The 18,460-nt window shown below is 73.1% G+C and carries 16 protein-coding genes; 3 read left to right on the top strand and 13 right to left on the bottom strand.

Going from position 1 to position 18,460, the window contains the following annotated elements:
- Positions 1-10: 10 nt before the first annotated feature.
- The 3 genes from E1262_RS30870 to E1262_RS11860 all read right to left on the bottom strand — a co-directional run bounded on the left by E1262_RS30870 (position 11) and on the right by E1262_RS11860 (position 4,212).
- Positions 11-679 carry a chorismate mutase gene (locus E1262_RS30870; protein WP_203453791.1) on the bottom strand — a complete coding sequence of 223 codons (669 nt, stop codon included), beginning with the start codon at positions 677-679 and terminating at the stop codon, positions 11-13.
- Between the two features lie 119 nt (positions 680-798).
- Positions 799-984: a hypothetical protein gene (locus E1262_RS11865; RefSeq protein ID WP_132103349.1), complete on the bottom strand. Its 186-nt coding sequence runs from the start codon at positions 982-984 to the stop codon at positions 799-801.
- A gap of 42 nt (positions 985-1,026) precedes the next feature.
- Positions 1,027-4,212 carry an ATP-binding protein gene (locus tag E1262_RS11860; RefSeq protein ID WP_162605876.1) on the bottom strand — a complete coding sequence of 1,062 codons (3,186 nt, stop codon included), beginning with the start codon at positions 4,210-4,212 and terminating at the stop codon, positions 1,027-1,029.
- Between the two features lie 130 nt (positions 4,213-4,342).
- Between E1262_RS11860 and E1262_RS11855 the strand changes: the two genes are divergently transcribed.
- A complete protein-coding gene (locus E1262_RS11855) occupies positions 4,343-5,737 on the top strand; it encodes an FAD-binding oxidoreductase (RefSeq protein WP_132103347.1) in 1,395 nt (464 codons plus the stop codon).
- Positions 5,738-5,743: 6 nt separating this feature from the next.
- On the opposite strand, the gene E1262_RS11850 is transcribed toward E1262_RS11855, so the two are convergent.
- The 4 genes from E1262_RS11850 to E1262_RS11835 form a co-directional block, all read right to left on the bottom strand.
- On the bottom strand, positions 5,744-6,667 hold the full coding sequence (locus E1262_RS11850) for an RluA family pseudouridine synthase (protein ID WP_132103346.1): 924 nt from the start codon (positions 6,665-6,667) through the stop codon (positions 5,744-5,746).
- The gene (gene lspA / locus E1262_RS11845; RefSeq protein WP_162605875.1) at positions 6,664-7,212 is read right to left on the bottom strand and encodes a signal peptidase II; all 549 of its coding nucleotides are present in this window, start codon (positions 7,210-7,212) and stop codon (positions 6,664-6,666) included. The genes E1262_RS11850 and lspA overlap by 4 nt, the downstream gene beginning before the upstream one ends.
- A complete protein-coding gene (locus E1262_RS11840) occupies positions 7,185-7,610 on the bottom strand; it encodes a TraR/DksA family transcriptional regulator (protein WP_203453790.1) in 426 nt (141 codons plus the stop codon). Before E1262_RS11840 ends, lspA begins: the two co-directional genes overlap by 28 nt.
- A gap of 122 nt (positions 7,611-7,732) precedes the next feature.
- Entirely contained in the window at positions 7,733-7,996 is a 264-nt protein-coding gene (locus tag E1262_RS11835; protein WP_132103343.1) for a DUF167 domain-containing protein, read from the bottom strand.
- 297 nt (positions 7,997-8,293) lie between these two features.
- On the opposite strand from E1262_RS11835, the gene ileS reads away from it, so the two are divergent.
- Positions 8,294-11,488: an isoleucine--tRNA ligase gene (ileS, locus tag E1262_RS11830; RefSeq protein ID WP_132103342.1), complete on the top strand. Its 3,195-nt coding sequence runs from the start codon at positions 8,294-8,296 to the stop codon at positions 11,486-11,488.
- A gap of 73 nt (positions 11,489-11,561) precedes the next feature.
- Here the strand turns inward: ileS and E1262_RS11825 are convergent, their stop codons facing one another.
- From E1262_RS11825 to ftsZ, 5 genes are all read right to left on the bottom strand, one after another.
- Positions 11,562-12,362: a DivIVA domain-containing protein gene (locus tag E1262_RS11825; RefSeq protein WP_132103341.1), complete on the bottom strand. Its 801-nt coding sequence runs from the start codon at positions 12,360-12,362 to the stop codon at positions 11,562-11,564.
- Positions 12,363-12,408: 46 nt separating this feature from the next.
- Positions 12,409-12,687: a YggT family protein gene (locus E1262_RS11820; RefSeq protein WP_238992904.1), complete on the bottom strand. Its 279-nt coding sequence runs from the start codon at positions 12,685-12,687 to the stop codon at positions 12,409-12,411.
- 118 nt (positions 12,688-12,805) lie between these two features.
- The gene (locus E1262_RS11815) at positions 12,806-13,324 is read right to left on the bottom strand and encodes a cell division protein SepF (protein WP_132103339.1); all 519 of its coding nucleotides are present in this window, start codon (positions 13,322-13,324) and stop codon (positions 12,806-12,808) included.
- 124 nt (positions 13,325-13,448) lie between these two features.
- Positions 13,449-14,171, bottom strand: coding sequence for a peptidoglycan editing factor PgeF (gene pgeF, locus E1262_RS11810; RefSeq protein WP_132103338.1), 723 nt, complete (start codon positions 14,169-14,171; stop codon positions 13,449-13,451).
- A complete protein-coding gene (gene ftsZ / locus E1262_RS11805; RefSeq protein ID WP_132103337.1) occupies positions 14,171-15,373 on the bottom strand; it encodes a cell division protein FtsZ in 1,203 nt (400 codons plus the stop codon). The genes pgeF and ftsZ overlap by 1 nt, the downstream gene beginning before the upstream one ends.
- A gap of 507 nt (positions 15,374-15,880) precedes the next feature.
- On the opposite strand from ftsZ, the gene yidC reads away from it, so the two are divergent.
- Positions 15,881-16,621: a membrane protein insertase YidC gene (gene yidC, locus E1262_RS11800; protein WP_132103336.1), complete on the top strand. Its 741-nt coding sequence runs from the start codon at positions 15,881-15,883 to the stop codon at positions 16,619-16,621.
- A gap of 19 nt (positions 16,622-16,640) precedes the next feature.
- On the opposite strand, the gene E1262_RS11795 is transcribed toward yidC, so the two are convergent.
- Complete coding sequence (locus E1262_RS11795) at positions 16,641-18,302, bottom strand: HNH endonuclease signature motif containing protein (protein ID WP_132103335.1); 1,662 nt, start codon at positions 18,300-18,302, stop codon at positions 16,641-16,643.
- Between the last annotated feature and the right edge of the window lie 158 nt (positions 18,303-18,460).

The following is an 18,460-nucleotide window of genomic DNA, read 5'->3' as shown; positions in this document are numbered from 1 at the left end:
GAGACTCCGCTCACAACCGCCAGACGGGCGGTTCGTCCGACCTGTCCCGCTCGGCCGCGTCCAGGCCGGCCTCGATGATCGCGGTGACGATGCGGGCCAGCGACTCCGGCGGGACGGACGGCGCGCGCTCGGCCATCGCGGCGATGATGGCCGCCTCGCGCTGCGGGTCGCGGCCGGCGTGGCCGCCCACCGGCTTGAGCCGCTGTACCCGTCCGGCCAGCGCGACCCGGTGCTCCAGCAGCGTGGCCAGGGCGGCGTCGACGGCGTCGATGGCCGCGCGGCAGCCGGCCAGCGTGTCCGGCACGGCGGACCGGACCAGCGGCGCGATGCGGGCGGCCGCCTCGCGGGCCTGAGCGGCGGCCGCGACGCCGGGCGCCTCCAGCCACAGCCCGTCCGCTCCGGCGGCGACGGCGGCCGCGGCCAGCCCGGGCCGCTGCCCCAGGTTCGCGACGACGGGGCGCCCGTGCCGGCGCGCGTCGGCGATCGCCGCCGGATCGGCGCCGTCGACGACGGTGACCGAGCCGGCCGGGACGGCGTCGTGGTCGAGGTCGCCGCCGGCGCCTGGCGGCGCGATGACCGGCGGCCGGGGTCCGCCGAACAGCACGGCCGGACGATGCGCGGACGGTGCGCCGCCGGTGCGGGTCGCCGGGTCGATGCCGGGATACGGAGATGCGGTCACGGGATGCTCCTGTTCCGGGAGCGGCCGTTCATCTCAGTGCGCCGGCCGCTCAGGCCACATGACGAGAGGCCCCAGGCCGATGCCTGAAGCCTCGTGAGCCGACTCGGAGGAAGGCCGCGCTACGCCTCGACGCGGCCGGCCACCCGGGCCGGCTCCATAAAGGCGAGATACGTGCGCATGACGGCGACGGTACCGGCGCGCCCCGCAGCCTGTCCACGAACCGGACCGGCCTGTTCACATCGCGAGACGGCTTTCGGGGTGATCAGATCACCCAGCCAGTGTTGATCTTGGAGTTGTTCGGCCATCTATCGGACATTTCACCCCCCAATTGACGAACAACTCCAAGATCAACGCGGGTGGGGCGGGAGCGCCTCCTGGCAGGCGGCCGCGACCTGGCGGACCGCCTCCAGCGGGGCGGTCCAGCCCGTCCGCTCCGACGCGGCCAGCAGCGGCGCGAGCACCTGGGCCGCCGCACGCGGGTCGCCGCGCCGGAGCCAGGCGCGGGCGACCGCCACGTAGGTGTCGGCGCCGTACAGCCAGGCCGACCCGGGCGGCGCGCCTATGGCCCGCACCATCGCGTCCGCCTCGTCGAGCAGCTCCCGCGAGTCCGTGGCCCCGGCCAGGGCCGCCAGGCAGGGCAGCCGGTAGGCCTCGGTACGGTGCCGGCCGGCCACGGCCAGCCCTCGCTCCAGCAGGGCGACGGCCTGCCCGGACTCCCCCAGCTCGAGCAGCGTGGTGGCGTAGGCGGCCAGGCTCGATGCGCTGAACCACGCGTGCGCCTGCAGCGTCAGAGACCGGCGGCCGTGCCGGACGGCGTCGTCGTACCGGCCCCGCAGCCGCGCGATCCAGCCGAGGTTGGACACGTACCAGGACTCGTAGCCGCTGTACCCGCTGCGACGGTTGACGGCCAGAGCCTCCTCGACGCGCGCCGTGGCGCGGTCCCAGTCCCCTCGGGCGATCGAGGGGAAGGCGGACTCGAACAGGCACCACTGCAACAGCCAGAGGTCGCCGGACCTGCGGCACAGCGGCTCGAGCTCGTCCAACACGGCGCGCAGCTCGTGCACCTCGCCCAAGTAGGCGTAGGCGGTCTTCACACCGTCGAGCGCCACGGCCAGGGTGTCGTCGTCGCCGATGTCCCGGGCCAGCGCCAGCGCCCGCCGCCCGTACGCGAGGGCGTCGTCGAACCGCAGCCGGCTGGCAGAGAGCACCGAGAGCCAGGCCAGCAGCTCCGACTCCGCCGGTCGGTCGCCCAGCAGCTGGGCCAGCCGCAGGCTCTCCTCGAGGTGGATCGTCCCCGCGGCGACCGGCCGCCCGCCACCGGCCCAGGCCGGGCCGCCCAGCTGGCGCAGGGCACGCATCTCCAGCCCCTGCTCACCGGCGGCCCGCGCCGCCCGGAGCGCCTCCACGTGGTCGGACACCGCCCCGTCGTACCGGTACATCGCCTCCCGCGCCCGGCCCCTGGCCAGGTGCGACCGCCCTTCGAGCTCGACGTCCCCGCAGCGGCGGGCCGCCCCGATGGCCTGACCCAGCAACGCCTCGGCGTCCCCGACGGCGTACCTGCGCAGGGCCTGCTCCCCGGCGGCCAGCCACCCCCGTCCGGCGCGGGCCCAGTCACCCGCGGCCGCGGCGTGCCGGCCGACCGCCTCCGGGTTGGCGGCCAGGACGTCCGCGGCGCGCAGGTGGTACGCCTCCCGGACCGGCTGTGGGGTCGCGGCGTAGAGCGTCTCCTGGACCAGGTCGTTCTCGAACTCGTACGAGCGGCCGGCCACCACGAGCAGCCGGGTGGGCAGGATCCGGTGACAGCGCCGCGCGGCCTCCTGGGCGCTGAGGTCGAGCAGGCCGGCCAGCGTCATCGGCGTAAACGACGAGCCGAGCACCGCGGCGGCGTGCAGCAGTTCCTCGGCCTGCGCGCCGGCCCGCCGCACCCGGGCCATGACGCTGGCACGGAGCGAGTCCGGGATGCCCTCGTCGCCGGCGGCGAGGGCGCGCAGCGTCTCGACCACGAACAGCGTGTGCCCGCGCGTGCGCCGGGCGATCTCGGCTCCGTGTGTCTCCTGGCCGGCCTCGGCCGCCAGCCGCGAGATCGCCTGCTCGTCGAGCGGGCCGACCTCGAGGCGTTCGGAGACGCCGGCCAGCGTGGCCAGGACCCGCTCGCCCTCCTCGGCGCGGACCGTCGCGACCACCAGCAGGCGGCCACCGGGCGTGTGCCGGCCGAGATAGTGCAGTAGTTCGACGGTGGCCACCCCGGCGTTGTGCAGGTCGTCCACGACGAGAAGGACGGGCTGCTGGACGGCCAGCCGGCGCAGGAACACGACCACCGCGTCGTAGACCCGGCGCCGCTCGGCCGCCGCGCTGCGCCGCTCCGGCGCCGGCTCGCCAAGCAGCGACGCCACCTCGGGCACCAGCGCGGCGAGCGCGTCGGCCCGGTCGCCGGCGGCCTGCCGCAGTACCGGCGCCGGCAGCCGGGTGACCAGCCGGCCCAGTGCCTCGGCCACCGGCTGCAGGAACAACGAGCGCTCCGCGTCGTAGCAGCGCGCCTCGAGCGTTCGGCCCCCGGTCCGCCGGGCGATCCGCGCGGTCTCGTCGGCCAGCGCCGTCTTCCCGATCCCCGCGGCGCCGGCGAGCAGCACCAGCGCACCGTCGCCCGCGACCGCCTGCTCCCATCGAAGCGCGAGCCGCGTGAGCTCGGGTTCCCGCCCGGCCAGCCGCTCGCCGCCCGGGACGCGTTCCGTCTCCGGTGGCGGCGCCGTCGCCGGTACGGCCTGCTGGCGCAGGATCGCCACGTGCAGTTCCCGCGTCGACGGCGCCGGGTCGATGCCCAGCTCGGCGGCGAGCCCGGCGCGCAGCCGCTCGAACACCGCAAGGGCCCGGGCCGGCTCGCCGACAGCGTCGTAGGCCCGCATCAGGGCGCGGGCCGGCCGCTCGTCGAGCGGCTCGGCAGCGGCCGCCGCCTCGGCCGCAGCGAGCGACACCCCGACGTCCCCCGTCCGCAGCCCCGCCTCGGCCGCGACCGCGCGTGCCCGCCCGACCACGTCCGCCTGGCGCCGCCGGCCCTCCCCGGCCCAGGGTGCGTCGCCCTCGTCCGCCAGCAGTGGTGCGGACCCGACGAGGTCCAGCGCGGCCTGGGCAGCGGCCAGGGCGATCGCCGGTTCCGCGTTCGCCAGCCGGATCTCGGCCTCGGCGACCAGCTCCGCCGCCCGGTGCAGGTCGACCTGCGTGCCGTCGCCGAGGCGGTAGCCGGACCGGCCGCCGGTCACCACGTCCGGGCCTAGGGCGGCGCGCAACCGGCTCACCAGAGTGGCCACGCTCGCCGCGGGCCGCCGCGGTCCCTGTTCTCCCCACAGTGCCTCGACGATCCGGTCCACCGGGACCAGCCGGCCGCCCGCGACGGCCAGCAGAGCCAGCAGGGTCCGGCCCTTGCGGTCGGCCACCTCGCCGGCGGCCAGCACGCGGCCCGCGCGCACCACGGTCAGCTCGCCGGTCAGGCGCACCTGCAGCTCAGCACCGTCCGCGGCGTCCACCCCCCATGTCACCCGGTCGTACTCCTCATGGGCGCGCAGGTCAAGGGCGTGATCCGGGCCGAAGAGGCGCGGACCGCAACGACACCGCAACGGGCCGTGGAAACCTCTCGGGCGTCAGAACCACCGATCACGGGGGGGAACCATGAGCACCGCCATCGAGACGGGGCGCGCCGCGCGCCGCGAGCTGACCGGCGTCCGCGGACGGCTGACCGGGCCGGAGGACGCCGGCTACGACGAGGCACGCAAGGTCTACAACGCCATGATCGACCGGCGCCCGGCGCTGATCGCCCGGTGCGCCGACGCCGACGACGTCGCGCGGGTCGTCGGCTTCGCGCGCGACCACGAGCTACTCCTCGCGGTGCGCGGAGGCGGCCACAACGGGGCCGGCCTGGGGGTCTGCGACGATGGCGTCGTCGTCGACCTCGGCGACCTGCGCGACATCACCGTCGACGCCGACGCCCGGACGGTGCGCGTCGGCGGCGGCTGCACGTGGGGCGAGGTCGACCGCGCGACGAACGCGTACGGCCTGGCCACGCCAAGTGGGATCATCTCGACGACCGGCGTCGGCGGCCTCACGCTCGGCGGCGGCCTCGGGCACCTGACCCGCGCGTTCGGCTTGACCATCGACAACCTGCTCGAGGTCGAGATGGTGCTGGCCGATGGCGAGCGCGTCTCGGCCAGCGCCGCCGAGCACCCCGACCTCTTCTGGGCCGTCCGCGGGGGCGGCGGCAACTTCGGCGTCGTGACGTCGTTCCTGTTCCGGCTGCACGAGCTCGACACCGTCGTCGCCGGCCCGACGTTCTGGCCGGTCGAGCAGACCGCCGAGGTGCTGTCGGCCTACCGCGACTTCCTGCCCGCGGCGCCGCGGGAGCTGAACGGGTTCTTCCTCGTGGGCTCCGTGCCACCGGCGCCGCCGTTCCCCGATGAGCTGCATCTGCGCACGATCTGCGGCGTCGTCTGGTGCCACGTCGGATCCCCCGAACAGGCCGCCGCCGACATGGCGCCGCTGCTGGCCGCGCTGCCCGAACCGCTCCTGCACGCGCCGGCGCCGATGCCGCACCCGGCGCTGCAGAGCGCGTTCGACGGCCTGTACCCGCCGGGCGACCAGTGGTACTGGCGGGCGGACTTCGTGAAGGAGATCCCGGACGAGGCCGTGGCGATCCATGCCGACTTCGGCGCCCGGCTGCCCACCTGGAAGTCGACGATGCACCTGTATCCGATCGACGGCGCGGCCCACGATCACGGTCCCACCGACACCGCATGGAGCTACCGGGACGCGCTCTGGGGCTCCGTCTTCGCCGGCGTGGACGCCGACCCGGCCAACGTCGACCCCATCAGCTCGTGGTCGGTCGACTACTTCGACGCGCTGCATCCGTACTCGGCCGGCGGGGCGTACGTGAACATGATGATGGACGAGGGCCAGGAGCGGGTCCGGGCCAGCTACCGGGGCAACTACGAGCGGCTGGCCCGCGTCAAGGCGCTGTACGACCCGGGCAACCTGTTCCGCGTCAACCAGAACATCCGGCCCGCCGGATAGCCGGGGTCACGGACGCAGCTGGTCCAGGGCGTGCTGGAGGTCGTCGGGGTAGGTCGAGGAGAACTCGACCCACTCCCCCGTCCCCGGATGCTCGAAGCCCAGGCGCATCGCGTGCAGCCACTGGCGGGTCAGCCCGAGCCGGGCGGCCAGCGCCGGGTCGGCGCCGTACGTGAGGTCGCCGACGCACGGGTGCCGCAGGGCGCTGAGGTGCACCCTGATCTGGTGCGTCCGCCCGGTCTCCAGGTGGATCTCCAGCAGGCTGGCGGCCGGGAACGCCTCCAGCGTCTCGTAGTGCGTGACGCTGGGTTTGCCGCCGGCGACGATGGCCCACTTGTAGTCGTGGTGCGGGTGGCGGTCGATCGGCGCGTCGACCGTGCCGCGGGACGGGTCCGGGTGGCCCTGGACCAGCGCGTGGTAGACCTTGTCGACCGTGCGCTCCTTGAACTGCCGCTTCAGTGACGTGTAGGCGCGCTCGGACTTCGCCACCACCATCAGCCCGCTGGTGCCGACGTCGAGACGGTGGACGACGCCCTGCCGCTCGGCCGCGCCGCTGGTGGAGATGCGGAACCCGGTGCCGGCCAGGCCGCCGACGACGGTGGGGCCGGCCCAGCCGGGGCTGGGGTGCGCCGCGACGCCGACCGGCTTGTCGACCACGACGACGTCTGGATCGTCGTGGACGATGCGCATGCCCTCGACCCGCTCCGGGACGACCTGGACGGGCGCGGGCGGCGCCGGGATCTCGACCTCGAGCCACGAGCCGCCGCGCACGCGGGTCGACTTCAGCGCGACGTCGCCGTCGACGACGACGTGGCCGTCCTCGACCAGCGCGGCGGCCTTGCTGCGAGAGAAGCCGAACAGCCGGGCCAGGGCGGCGTCCAGGCGCTCGCCCTCCAGGCCGTCGGGGACGGGGAGGCTGCGGTGCTCGCTCACGCGGCGGCCGCCTCCTCACGCGACGCCGAGCCGCGGCGGACGCCGTCGTGCGGGACGCCGCGCACGCTCAGCACGGCCACGAGGATCGCACCGGTCACGATGGCGGAGTCGGCGAGGTTGAAGACCGGCCAGTTGGGCAGCTCGACGAAGTCGACGACGTGGCCGCGGAACGCCCCGGGCATGCGGAAGACGCGGTCGGTGACCGTGCCGAGCGCACCGCCCAGCACCGCGCCGAGCGCCACCGCCCAGCCCCGGTGCGCCACGCGCCGGCTCACCGCCACGATCACCAGCACGACCACGATCGCGACCACCGTCAGTACCGGCGTCATGTTCGTGGCCAGGCTGAACGCGGCGCCGGGGTTGCGGATCAGCCGGAACTGCACGACCTCGCCGATGACGGGGACCGCCCGGCCCGGATCGAGCAACGCGACCGCCAGGATCTTCGTCAGCTGGTCGGCCGCGAGCACGGCGGCGGCGACGGCCAGGAGGACGCCGGTACGCCGGCGCCCTCCGTCCGTCAGCGGCGCTCCTGCTTCTGCTTGCACGTCATGCACAGCGTGGCCCGCGGGAACGCCTGCAGGCGGGCCTTGCCGATGGGGTTGCCGCAGTTCTCGCAGATGCCGTACGTGCCGTTCTCGATGCGGGCGAGCGCGCGCTCCGTCTGGTTCAGCATGTCGCGGTGGCTGGCGGCCAGCGACATCTCGTGCTCGCGCTCGAACGTCTTGGTGCCGGTGTCGGCCTGGTCCTCGCCGCCGGTGTCGCTGCTGCGCAGCAGGTCGGCGATGTCGGCCTCGGCCTCCGAGATCTCTTCACGCAGCCGCGCGCTGTCGGACTTCAGGAGGTCGCGGACCTCCGTGAGCTCGGCTTCGGTCCACGGGTCCTCGTCCTCGCGGACCACCAGGGCGGCCGCCTCAGCGGCCTCGACCTTGCTGTTTCCGGCCACGGTGTCCACCTTCGCCTTCGCACCCGCCATCTGCCTCGCCACCCTTCCATTTCCCCCGTCAGCCCCGCCCACCCCTGCGCAAGAGCCAGGTGCCGTGAGAATAGATCGTGACCGGTCCGTCATCAATCCGCCTCGCGCATGAGATCTGCCAGGCGAGATGCCGCCGCGTCCGGGACCTCGACAGTCTTGGTCTTGCTGGTACTTCCGGTGAGCAACGTCACCTCCCGCCGACGTATTCCCAGGGCTTCGGCGACGGCGTCGAGGGCGGCCCTGGTGGCGGCGCCGTCGACGGGCCGCGCCTGGACGGCGACGACGAGCGCGTCGCCGTGCCGGCCGCCCACCGCCGTCCGCGAGGCGCCCGGCCGCACCCGGATCGTCACGCGCACGCCCCAGAGTAACCCCGCGCCGTCGTACACTGGGCAGCGTCGCGAACAGGCGTGGACGGGGACGAGTACCCCGCGTCGACGGTCAGCAGCGAGCCGGGGACGGTGCGAGCCCGGCGACACGGGCGCGGGCGAAGATCACCCCCGAGCCGCCGGAAGAACGGCGTCACGGCGCCCAGTAGAACCGGCCGCGCGAACGAAGAGGGTGCGGCTCCCGCCGGGAGCCGGGCCAAGGAGGGTGGTACCGCGGGGTCCGCCTCGTCCCTCCGTCGACGAACGACGGAGGATTCGAGAGAGACGATGACCGACGCGACCGAGCCGACCGGCTACCGCGAGGTGCCCGCCCAGGTCGACCTGCCGGCGCTGGAGCACGACGTCCTCATGTTCTGGCGCGACAACGACGTGTTCGCGCAGACGGTGAAGAACAGCGAAGGCCGTCCGCAGTGGACCTTCTACGAGGGTCCGCCCACCGCCAACGGCATGCCCGGCACCCACCACATCGAGGCGCGCGTCTTCAAGGACGTCTTCCCGCGCTACCGGACGATGAAGGGCTACCACGTGCCCCGTCAGGCCGGCTGGGACTGCCACGGCCTGCCGGTCGAGATCGCCGTCGAGAAGGAGCTCGGCTTCAAGGCCAAGAGTGACATCGAGGCGTACGGCGTCGCCGAGTTCAACGCGAAGTGCCGCGAGTCGGTGCTCCGCCACGTCGACGCGTTCGAGCAGCTCACCGAGCGGATGGGCTACTGGGTCGACCTCTCGCAGGCGTACCGCACGATGGACCCGTCGTACGTCCAGAGCGTCTGGTGGTCGCTCAAGCAGATCTTCGACAAGGGCCTGCTGGTCGAGGACTACCGGGTATCGCCGTACTGCCCGCGCGACGAGACCGCGCTGTCGTCGCACGAGCTGGCGCAGGGCTACGAGACCGTCGTCGACCCGTCGGTGTACGTGCGGTTCCCGCTGACCGGCGGCCCACTGGCGGGTCAGGCGTCGCTGCTGGTCTGGACGACGACCCCGTGGACGCTGGTCTCCAACACGGCGGTCGCCGCGCACCCGGACGTCACCTACGTCGCGGCCCGCGCGGCCGGGTCGTCCGAGACCTTCGTCGTCGCCGAGCCACTGCTCGCGTCGGTACTGGGCGACGACGCCGAGGTGGTGGCCTCGTTCACCGGCGCGGAGATGGAGCGGTGGACGTACCAGCGCCCGTTCGAGCTCGTCGAGTTTCCGGACGACGCCCGCCATGCTCATATGGTCGTGGTCGACGGCTACGTCACCACCGAGGACGGCACCGGGCTGGTGCACCAGGCGCCCGCGTTCGGCGCCGACGACCTGCGGGTCTGCCGCCGCTACGACCTGCCGGTGGTCAACCCGGTGCGGTCGAACGGCACGTTCGCCGAGGACGTCCCGCTGGTCGGCGGCCAGTTCTTCAAGCACGCCGACGCCGACCTCGTGAACGACCTCGAGCACCGCGGCGTGCTGTTGAAGCACGTCCCGTACGAGCACGAGTACCCGCACTGCTGGCGCTGCCACACGCCGCTCATCTACTACGCGCAGCCGTCCTGGTACATCCGCACGACACAGGTCAAGGACGCGTTGCTGCGCGAGAACGAGAAAACCGCCTGGTACCCGGAGAGCATCAAGTGGGGCCGGTACGGCGAGTGGCTGCGCGGCAACGTCGACTGGGCGCTGTCGCGGAACCGGTACTGGGGCACGCCGCTGCCGATCTGGCGCAACGACGAGGACCCGACGAACATGGTGTGCGTCGGGTCGCTGGCGGAGCTGTCGGAGCTGGCCGCTCAGGACCTCTCCGAGCTGGACCCGCACCGGCCCTACGTCGACGACGTCACGTTCACGCTGCCCGGCGTGCCCGGCACGTTCCGCCGCGAGCCGTACGTCATCGACGTCTGGTACGACTCCGGCTCGATGCCGTTCGCGCAGGTCGGGTACCCGTACGCGCCCGGGAGCGCGGAGGCGTTCGAGAAGTCGTACCCGGCGCAGTACATCTGCGAGGCGCTGGACCAGACCCGCGGCTGGTTCTACACGCTGATGGCCATCGGCACCCTGGTGTTCGACCGGTCGTCGTACGAGAACGTCGTCTGCCTGGGGCTGATCCTGGCCGAGGACGGCCGGCGGATGAGCAAGCACCTGGGCAACATCCTCGAGCCGATCCCGCTGATGGACGAACACGGTGCCGACGCCGTCCGCTGGTTCATGCTGGCCAGCGGCTCGCCGTGGCTGCCGCGCCGGGTCGGGCACGCCGGCCTGCAGGAGATCGTCCGCAAGGTGCTGCTGACCTACTGGAACACCGCGTCGTTCCTGTCGCTGTACGGGCGGACGGCGAACTGGCGGCCGGGCGGCGCCGACGTGCCGCCGGTCGCGGAGCGGCCGGTGCTGGACCGGTGGGCGCTGTCCGAGCTGCACCGGCTGGTCCGCGAGGTCGACACCGCGCTGGACTCGTTCGACACGCAGACGGCGGGCGCGCGGCTGACGGCGTTCGTCGACGACCTGTCGAACTGGTACGTGCGCCGGTCGCGACGGCGGTTCTGGGACGGCGACCCGGCCGCGCTGGCGACGCTGCACGAGTGCGTCGAGACGCTGACCCGGCTGATGGCGCCGATGGTGCCGTTCGTCACCGAGCGGGTCTGGCAGGACCTCGTCGCGCCGGCCGTCCCCGACGCCGAGTCGTCGGTGCACGCCGCGACCTGGCCCGAGGCGGACGAGTCGCTGATCGACGACGCGCTGCGGGCCGAGATGTCGCTGACCCGGCGCCTGGTCGAGCTGGGCCGGGCCGCCCGGGCGGAGTCGAAGGTGCGCACCCGCCAGCCGCTGTCGCGGGCCCTGGTCGGCGCGCGCGGCTGGGAGACGCTGCGGTCGGAGCTGCGCGCGGAGGTCGCCGACGAGCTGAACGTGGCGTCGGTGCTCTCGCTGGCCGAGGCCGGGGCCGGTGAGGATCTCGTCGACGTGTCGGCGAAGGCGAACTTCCGGTCGCTGGGCAAGCGGTTCGCGAAGGACACGCCCCGGGTGGCCACCGCGGTCGCGGCCGCGGACGCGTCGGCGCTGGCGGCGTCGTTGAAGGCGTCCGGCCGGGCGACGGTGGAGGTCGATGGCCTCGGCGTCGTCGAGCTGGCGCCGGACGACGTCGTCGTCACCGAGACCCCGCGTGAGGGCTGGGCGGTCGCCCGCGAGGGCGAGACGGTCGCGCTCGACCTGACGCTGACCGACGCGCTGGTCCGGGCCGGTCTGGTGCGCGAGGCGGTCCGGCTGGTGCAGGAGGCGCGCAAGTCGTCCGGCTTCGAGGTGTCCGACCGGATCGAGCTGGCGTGGTCGGCGTCGGACCAGCTGGCGGCCGCGCTGCGCGAGCACAGCGCCCTGCTGGCGGACGAGGTGCTGGCGACGGCCGTGCACGACGGCCTGGACGCGCTGCCCGGTCTGCCCGAGCACGGCGACGCCGACCTCGGCCTGACCTTCCGGGTGCGCCGGGTGGACGCCGGAGCCTGACGAAGCGAAAGGGGCCCCTGGCCGGCGTCGCGCGCCGGCCTGAGGCCCCTTTTTCGTTGCTACGGCGAGCGCGTCAGCGCTGTTCGTCGTCGAGCAGGCTGGCGACCGAGCGCAGCGAACCGCCGGTCTGTGCCGCCTGGGCGTTGCCGCCCGGGCCGGCCGGCTGCGGCGTACCGCCACCGCCGCCCGCGGCCGCCGCGGGGACCTGCCCCACGCCGGTGTCGGCCTCGTCGACGCCGCCGGTCTCGAGCTTGCGCAGCTCGCGCTCGAGGTAGGACTTGAGCCGGCTGCGGTACTCGCGCTCGAACGCCCGCAGGGTCTCGAGCTCGCGCTCGAGGTCGGCACGGTCGGACTCGAGCTTGCCGAAGACCTGGGTCCGGCGCTTCTGCACCTCCTGCTCGATCGAGTCGGCCCGCTGCCGGGCGTCCTGCTCGATCTTCGCGGCCTTGGCCTTGGTCTCGGAGTCCAGCTTCTCCGCGCGGGTGCGGGCCTCGTTCATGAGGCGGTCGGCCTCGGCCTTGGAGTCGGCGACGAGCTCGTCGGCCGTCTTCTGGGCCAGGGCGAGCACCTTCGCCGCGGCGTCGCTGGGCTGCACGCCGGCGGGGACGGCGGCCGCGGCCGACGGCGGGGCCTCGGGGGCTTTCGGCGCCTCGGGCTGGCGCGGAGCCTGGATGGGCTCGGCCGAAGCAGCGACTCCGCCGCCACGGGTCACGGCGGAGAGCTTGTCGCGCAGCTCGTCGTTCTCCCGCTGCATGCGCGCGAGCTCGGCCTCGACCTCGTCCAGGAACTCGTCGACCTCCTGCATGTCGTAACCCTCGCGCAGGCGGACCGTCGTGAACTCCTTGTTCTGGACGTCCTCGGGCGTCAGTGGCATCTCGTCACCTCGGATGTGGGCATAGGCAGAATGTCACCGTACCGCGTCATCCTAGGGATCCGACAACAACAAGCAGAATCTGGACCAGGATGATGAGCACGATGAACGCCAGGTCTAGGGCAACCGAGCCGATCCGCAGCGGCGGAAGGACGCGACGAATCGCCCGCAGAGGCGGGTCGGTCACCGTGTAAACGGCCTCCAGCACGACGAGCACCAGCCCCTTGGGCTGCCACTCGCGCGCGAAGACCTGAATCCAGTCGACCACGAGCCTGACCAACAGGGCGATGAAGAACAGCCACAACACCGCGGAGAGAATCTGACTCACAGCCGACACAACACCTGAACTTACCCGACGTCGGCTCGGAACGATGACTGTGACACGGCTTGGGACACTGCGAGCCGGGCGCGAGATCGCAGAGTGCGCGGCTCACGCCCGGCCCAGGTCAGCTCTGGTTGAAGAACCCGCCGCTGACCATGCGGGCCTTGTCCTCGGCCGTCACGCTCACGTCCGCGGGTGTGAGCAGGAACACCTTCGCCGTGACGCGGTCGATGCTCCCGCGCAGGCCGAAGATGAGTCCGGCGGCGAAATCGACCAGCCGCTTGGCGTCGGCCTCGTCCATCTCGGAGAGGTTCATGATGACGGGCGTGCCGTCGCGGAAGTGCTCGCCGAGCGTGCGCGCCTCGTTGTATGTCCGCGGGTGCAGCGTGGTGATGCGCGCCTCACGCATGGTCGGTGCCCTCCGTACTGCCGCGACGGGCCGCCGGTCGGCCAGCGAGGCCACCGTTGCGGTGTGCTCACGCTCGGGCGCCCGCTCACGACGCGGCTCCTCGACGGGCTCGTCGTCGTACTCCTCGACGTACGCCTCGTCGTCCGCTTCATAGTCGTCGTACTCGTCGTCGAAGCGGTCTCGGTCCTCCACGAGGCCGAGGTAGACCGCAACCTTGCGCATTGCGCCGGCCATTCAAGTCCTCCGCACTAGTGTGGACGTCGGCTGGTCCCCTGTTGATCCAGACACTAGCCCCGGGTGCGGCCGGATCCGGGGATTGTCAGCGCGACACGCCCACGTGTCGCAGCAGTCACACCAATCACGTGTGACTCATCCATGCCACGCCGGCGAACCGTCCGGTCACGCCGTCACGGCGGTAGGAGTAGCTGTGCGGGTCCTCGATCGTGCAGGTCGCGACGGTCTCGACGGCGGCACCGGCGGCGCGCAGCTGGGCGACGACGCCGGCCGGGACGTCGAGCGCCGGCGTCCCGTGCCGGGTGACCGCCCACGCCTCCGGGACGACGGCGGCGACGTCGGCCCGCATCGCCTCCGGGACCTCGTAGCAGCGTCCGCAAACCGCCGGCCCGACCCGTGCGACCAGCTTGCGGGCGCCGAGGTCGCGCATCGCGCCGATGGCCGCCGGGACCATGCCGGCCGCCAGGCCGGGGCGACCGGCATGCGCAACGGCGATGACCCCGGCCTCCGGGTCGGCCAGCAGCACCGGCACGCAGTCGGCGACCAGGACGGCGAGCGCGCGGCCCGGCTGCGTCGTCACCAGCGCGTCGACCTCGGGCGCTGGACCGGTCCACGGCCCGTCGACGACGGCGACGGCGTTGCCGTGCACCTGGTTCATGTAGTTGACCGCGTCCGGCGCCAGGCCGATCGCCGCCGCCAGCAGTTCGCGGTTCCTGGTGACGGCGGCGGGGTCGTCCCCCACGTGTCCGCCGAGGTTGAGCTCGTCGTACGGCGCGGCGCTGACGCCGCCGTGCCGGTCGGTGAACGCGAACCGGACCTGCCCGGCCGCGCTGGTGTTCCGGAGCACTACTTCAGGAAGTCGGGCACGTCCAGGTCGTCACTGGGCGTGGCCGGGACGATCCGGCGCTGTTCCCGGGGAGGGGCGGGCGGCGCGGCGGGTGCGCCGTCACCGTCGGCGCCGCCCGTGTCCCCCTCGTCGCTCGGCCTCGCGGCGGCCGGGGTGGCCGTCGCGACCGAGCCGATGCCCCCGGCGGCGGCCGGGCCGGATGCCCCGGACGCCGAATCGGGCTTCTTGACGGTGCCCAGCTCGCGGCGGACCGGCTGGCCGCCGTCGAACCCGGCCGCGATGACGGTGACCCGGACCTCGTCGCCGAGCGCGTCGTCGATGACCGCACCGAAGATGATGTTGGCGTCGTCGTGCGCCGCCTGCGCGACCAGGTTGGCCGCCTCGTTGATCTCGAACAGCCCGAGGTCGGAGCCGCCTGACACGGACAGCAGCACGCCGTGCGCGCCGTCGATGGACGCCTCGAGCAGCGGGCTGGAGATGGCCATCTCGGCCGCCGCGACCGCGCGGTCCTCGCCGCGGGCGGAACCTATCCCCATGAGCGCCGAGCCGGCGTTGCTCATGACCGACTTCACGTCGGCGAAGTCGAGGTTGATCAGGCCCGGCGTCGTGATGAGGTCGGTGATGCCCTGGACACCGGAGAGCAGCACCTGGTCAGCGCTCTTGAACGCGTCGAGCACGCTGACCTGGCGGTCGCTGATCGACAACAGCCGGTCGTTCGGGATGACGATCAGCGTGTCGACCTCTTCGCGCAGCGCCTCGATGCCGGCCTCGGCCTGCATCGCCCGCCGCCGCCCCTCGAACATGAACGGGCGGGTCACGACGCCGATGGTCAGCGCGCCGAGCGAGCGCGCGATGCGGGCGACCACCGGGGCGCCGCCGGTGCCGGTGCCGCCACCCTCGCCAGCCGTGACGAAGACCATGTCGGCGCCCTTGAGCACCTCTTCGATCTCCTCGGCGTGGTCCTCGGCAGCCTTACGGCCGACGTCGGGGTTGGCGCCGGCGCCCAGACCCCGGGTCGCCTCGCGGCCGACGTCGAGCTTCACGTCGGCGTCGCTCATCAGCAGCGCCTGCGCGTCGGTGTTGATCGCGATGAACTCGACGCCCTTGAGGCCGACTTCGATCATGCGGTTGACCGCGTTGACTCCGCCGCCGCCGATGCCGACGACTTTGATCACCGCGAGGTAGTTCTGCGGAGCAGTCACTGGACATCGCCTTTCGTCGAGTTCAAACCCTCACCCTCAAGTTGAGGTTTATAGTTATGTCAACCTGAGGATGATGAAACGCTAAGCGCGATTCCGGCTCGGCTGCCGTAGACACGCCGTAGTCTGCGCGGATTGACCGCCTCCTGGTTCCCGTTCGCCCGAGTGCGCTTACCCTGGTCGCCATGACTCGGTGGCTCGGCGCGACGGCCGGCGTCGTGGCGGCGGTCCTCGCCGGTGTGTTCGCGACGCCGCTGGGCACGGCGCCCGGCGTGGTGGCGCTGCTGGCCGTTCTGATCACGGTGCTGGCGATGCTGGTCGCGTCCCGGTCGCACACCCCGGCCGGCCCGCGCTACGGACCCGGCCTGCGCCGCGTGGCCGCCGCTCCTCCTGTCGTCATCGCCCAGACCGACCCCGACGCCGCCGCCCGCCCGCGTCCGAGAGCTCCGTCCGGGCAGCTGATCCCGCTCAGCTGTCCGTCCTCGTGCTCTCGTTCCGAAGGGTCCCGTCATGCTCTCCGTTCTCGACACACCTGCCCGGGCCGTCTCCGAACTCGTCCTCGCCCTCTCCTCCGCTGCGGAGCCGCTCGCCGGTGACGCCGCCACCGGGGTCGCCATCCTCCTCGTCGTCGTGCTCGTCCGTCTGTTGCTGCTGCCGCTGAGCCTGCGCGCCGCCAGGGCCGGCCGTGACCGCCTCGCCCTCCGCCCGGCCGAGCTGCGGCTGCGCGAACGATTCCGCCGCGATCCCGTCCGCCTGCGCCGCGAGCTCGCCGCCCTGCACCGTTCGCACGGCACGTCACCGTTCGCCGGCCTCGGCGCATCGCTGGCGCAGCTGCCGTTCTTCATGGTGCTGTACCGGCTGTTCTCCTCGCCGACGCTGCACGGCGGCGCGAACGCGCTGTTCACGCATACCCTGCTCGGCGTGCCGCTGAGCGACCGCTGGCTCGCCGCCGCCGGGTCGGGGATGCTGCCGGCCGAGCTGCTGGTGTTCGGCGCGGTGTTCGTGCTGCTTCTTCTGGTCGCCTGGTGGTCGTCGCGCCTGGCGCAGCGGCAGGCGACTCTGGGCGAGTCGCCGTCGTCCGAGGCCGAGGTCGTGATGGCGCGAGTGGCCCGTGTGCTGCCGTACGGCACCGTCGCGGTGGCCGCGTTCGTGCCGCTCGCGGCCGGCCTCTACCTGCTGTTCTCGGGCGCCTGGACGACGACGGAACGCTGGCTGCTCAACCGCGACCGTCCGCTGCCCGCGACCGCCTGACGCCCGCGGCGGGACGAGTTCAGCCGCCTGCGTCAGGAACTGGCGGGCCGGTCGCCGCTACCGGGCCGATCGGTCCGGGTGGTTTTCGGTAGTGGTGGCCGGTGGGACTACGCCAGACCGTGGTGCCGTCGGGTGGTCGGTGGACGGTCCAGTGGCCGTGGTGTTTGAGCAGGTGGTGGGTGGTGCAGAGGGTGTGCAGGTTGTCTGGTGACGTCGACCCGCCGGCGGTGAACGCGATGATGTGGTCGATGTCGCAGGTGCGGGCGGGTCGGTGGCAGCCGGGGGCTCGACATGTCTGGTCCCGGGCGGTGATGAACTCCGCCAGTGCCGTGGTGGGCCGGTACTTCGTGCGGCCCAGATCGAGGATCTGCCCGGTGCCGGGGTCTTTTCTGAGCCAGGTCCACACGCCCTGGGCGGCGAGGGTGCGGGCGACGTGGGCGGGGATGGGTCCGTAGCCCTCCAGCTCGCCCGGCTGGTCGCTCAACCCGACCGCCGTGGCGAACGGGACGGTGAGGTGCACGCTGATCGGCAGCCGCCTCGTGCCACCGTCCGACTTCAGGCGGCCGAACCAGCCCGCGACACCACCGGAAGCGGCCCGCCCGCCAACGGTGCCGACGCCTGCAGCCCGGCCGGCGTCCTCAGCCTGGCCGGCGTCCTCGGTCTGGCCGGCGTCCGCTGCCTGGTGGCCCGTGCCGGCGTGGCCCGTGGCGGTGCCGGCGGCGTCGGTGCAAGCGGCCAGCGCGGCCCAGCCGAGGTCGGCCAGGGCGTCGGCGCGGCGCTGGTCCTTCGTGCGCGGCGGCCGACCGGCGGCTGCGTCCGCGCGTTTCGCATCGGCGGCCGCAGCGTTCAGCGCGGTGTTCAGCGCGGTGGCGTCCTCGGCCGACAGCAGCGCTTCCAGGTGCGCCATCCCATCGCTGGCCGGCGACATCGCCACATAGCGGCGGTCCCGGGCGGCCCGGTGCCTTTCGGCGGTCTTCACCGGTGCCAGTTCGTGCAGCAGCCGTCTGATCAGTTTGCGTAGGGCGACCGAGTCCAGATAGGGCGCCGTCGGCAGCACAGCCGCCTCCACCCGCTCCCGCACGTCCAGGTCCTGGCCGCCCAGCTCGTCGGCGATGACGCGCGCCCGCCGCAGATCGATCAACCCGGCTTCGAACAGCACGTGGGTGGCGGGGAAGTCGAGCACCAGTTGCTGGGCGTGCCCGACCTGGTTCTCCGCCTGCTTCACGGTGAGGTGACGCCGTCCGGCGATCTCCATCGCGGTGTTCGTGACCGGGTTCACCGACCGATACCCCGTGTGGTCCGGGCGCATCTGCGGCCGCGACGCCAACGCGGCATGCACGGCGGCCTTCCTCGCCGCCACCCAGGCCTCGAGCCGTTCCAGCCCGGCGGCGGCCTCCACCAGGTCGTGTGCGTCTGCCGTCGACGGGTCGAAGGTCGCGAGCTGCCCGGCCAGCTCCGGGCCCACCGGCACCTCGTCGACATCGACCAGCAACACCCCGGCCGCCGGCACCGCCGCGTATTCGCGCGCCAGCTCGCCCAGCACCGCCTCCAGCACCGGATCGACCATGTCGCACGGCTCGACAGCGACCCACTCACCCCGCTCGGGATGCCACGCCGCCAGCCGCCCCGCCGCCGGGTCCACACCCGGCGACGAAGCAGACAGCGGCGCTTCTTCGAACATGCACACCACCCTACCCGCCCCCACCGACAAAGTCTGACCGCAAGATCAACCGACTGGATTCCGCTGCGCGACACCACCCTGTCGAGAGCCTGCGTCCACAGGGCTGCCGAACCCACGGACTTGTCCACATTTCCGGACTTCGCGGTGGCGCGGGCCGT

The sequence above is a fragment of the Jiangella aurantiaca genome (genome assembly GCF_004349105.1).
Lineage (GTDB): Bacteria > Actinomycetota > Actinomycetes > Jiangellales > Jiangellaceae > Jiangella > Jiangella aurantiaca.
This window is presented reverse-complemented; position numbering and strand designations above follow the sequence as displayed.

Excerpts from the sequence above, each read along its gene's own strand:
- E1262_RS11865 (WP_132103349.1), bottom strand. The coding sequence starts at position 984 with ATGGCCGAACAACTCCAAGATCAACACTGGCTGGGTGATCTGATCACC.
- E1262_RS11855 (WP_132103347.1), top strand. The coding sequence starts at position 4,343 with ATGAGCACCGCCATCGAGACGGGGCGCGCCGCGCGCCGCGAGCTGACC.
- ileS (WP_132103342.1), top strand. The coding sequence starts at position 8,294 with ATGACCGACGCGACCGAGCCGACCGGCTACCGCGAGGTGCCCGCCCAG.
- E1262_RS11825 (WP_132103341.1), bottom strand. The coding sequence starts at position 12,362 with ATGCCACTGACGCCCGAGGACGTCCAGAACAAGGAGTTCACGACGGTC.
- E1262_RS11815 (WP_132103339.1), bottom strand. The coding sequence starts at position 13,324 with ATGGCCGGCGCAATGCGCAAGGTTGCGGTCTACCTCGGCCTCGTGGAG.
- yidC (WP_132103336.1), top strand. The coding sequence starts at position 15,881 with ATGCTCTCCGTTCTCGACACACCTGCCCGGGCCGTCTCCGAACTCGTC.
- E1262_RS11795 (WP_132103335.1), bottom strand. The coding sequence starts at position 18,302 with ATGTTCGAAGAAGCGCCGCTGTCTGCTTCGTCGCCGGGTGTGGACCCG.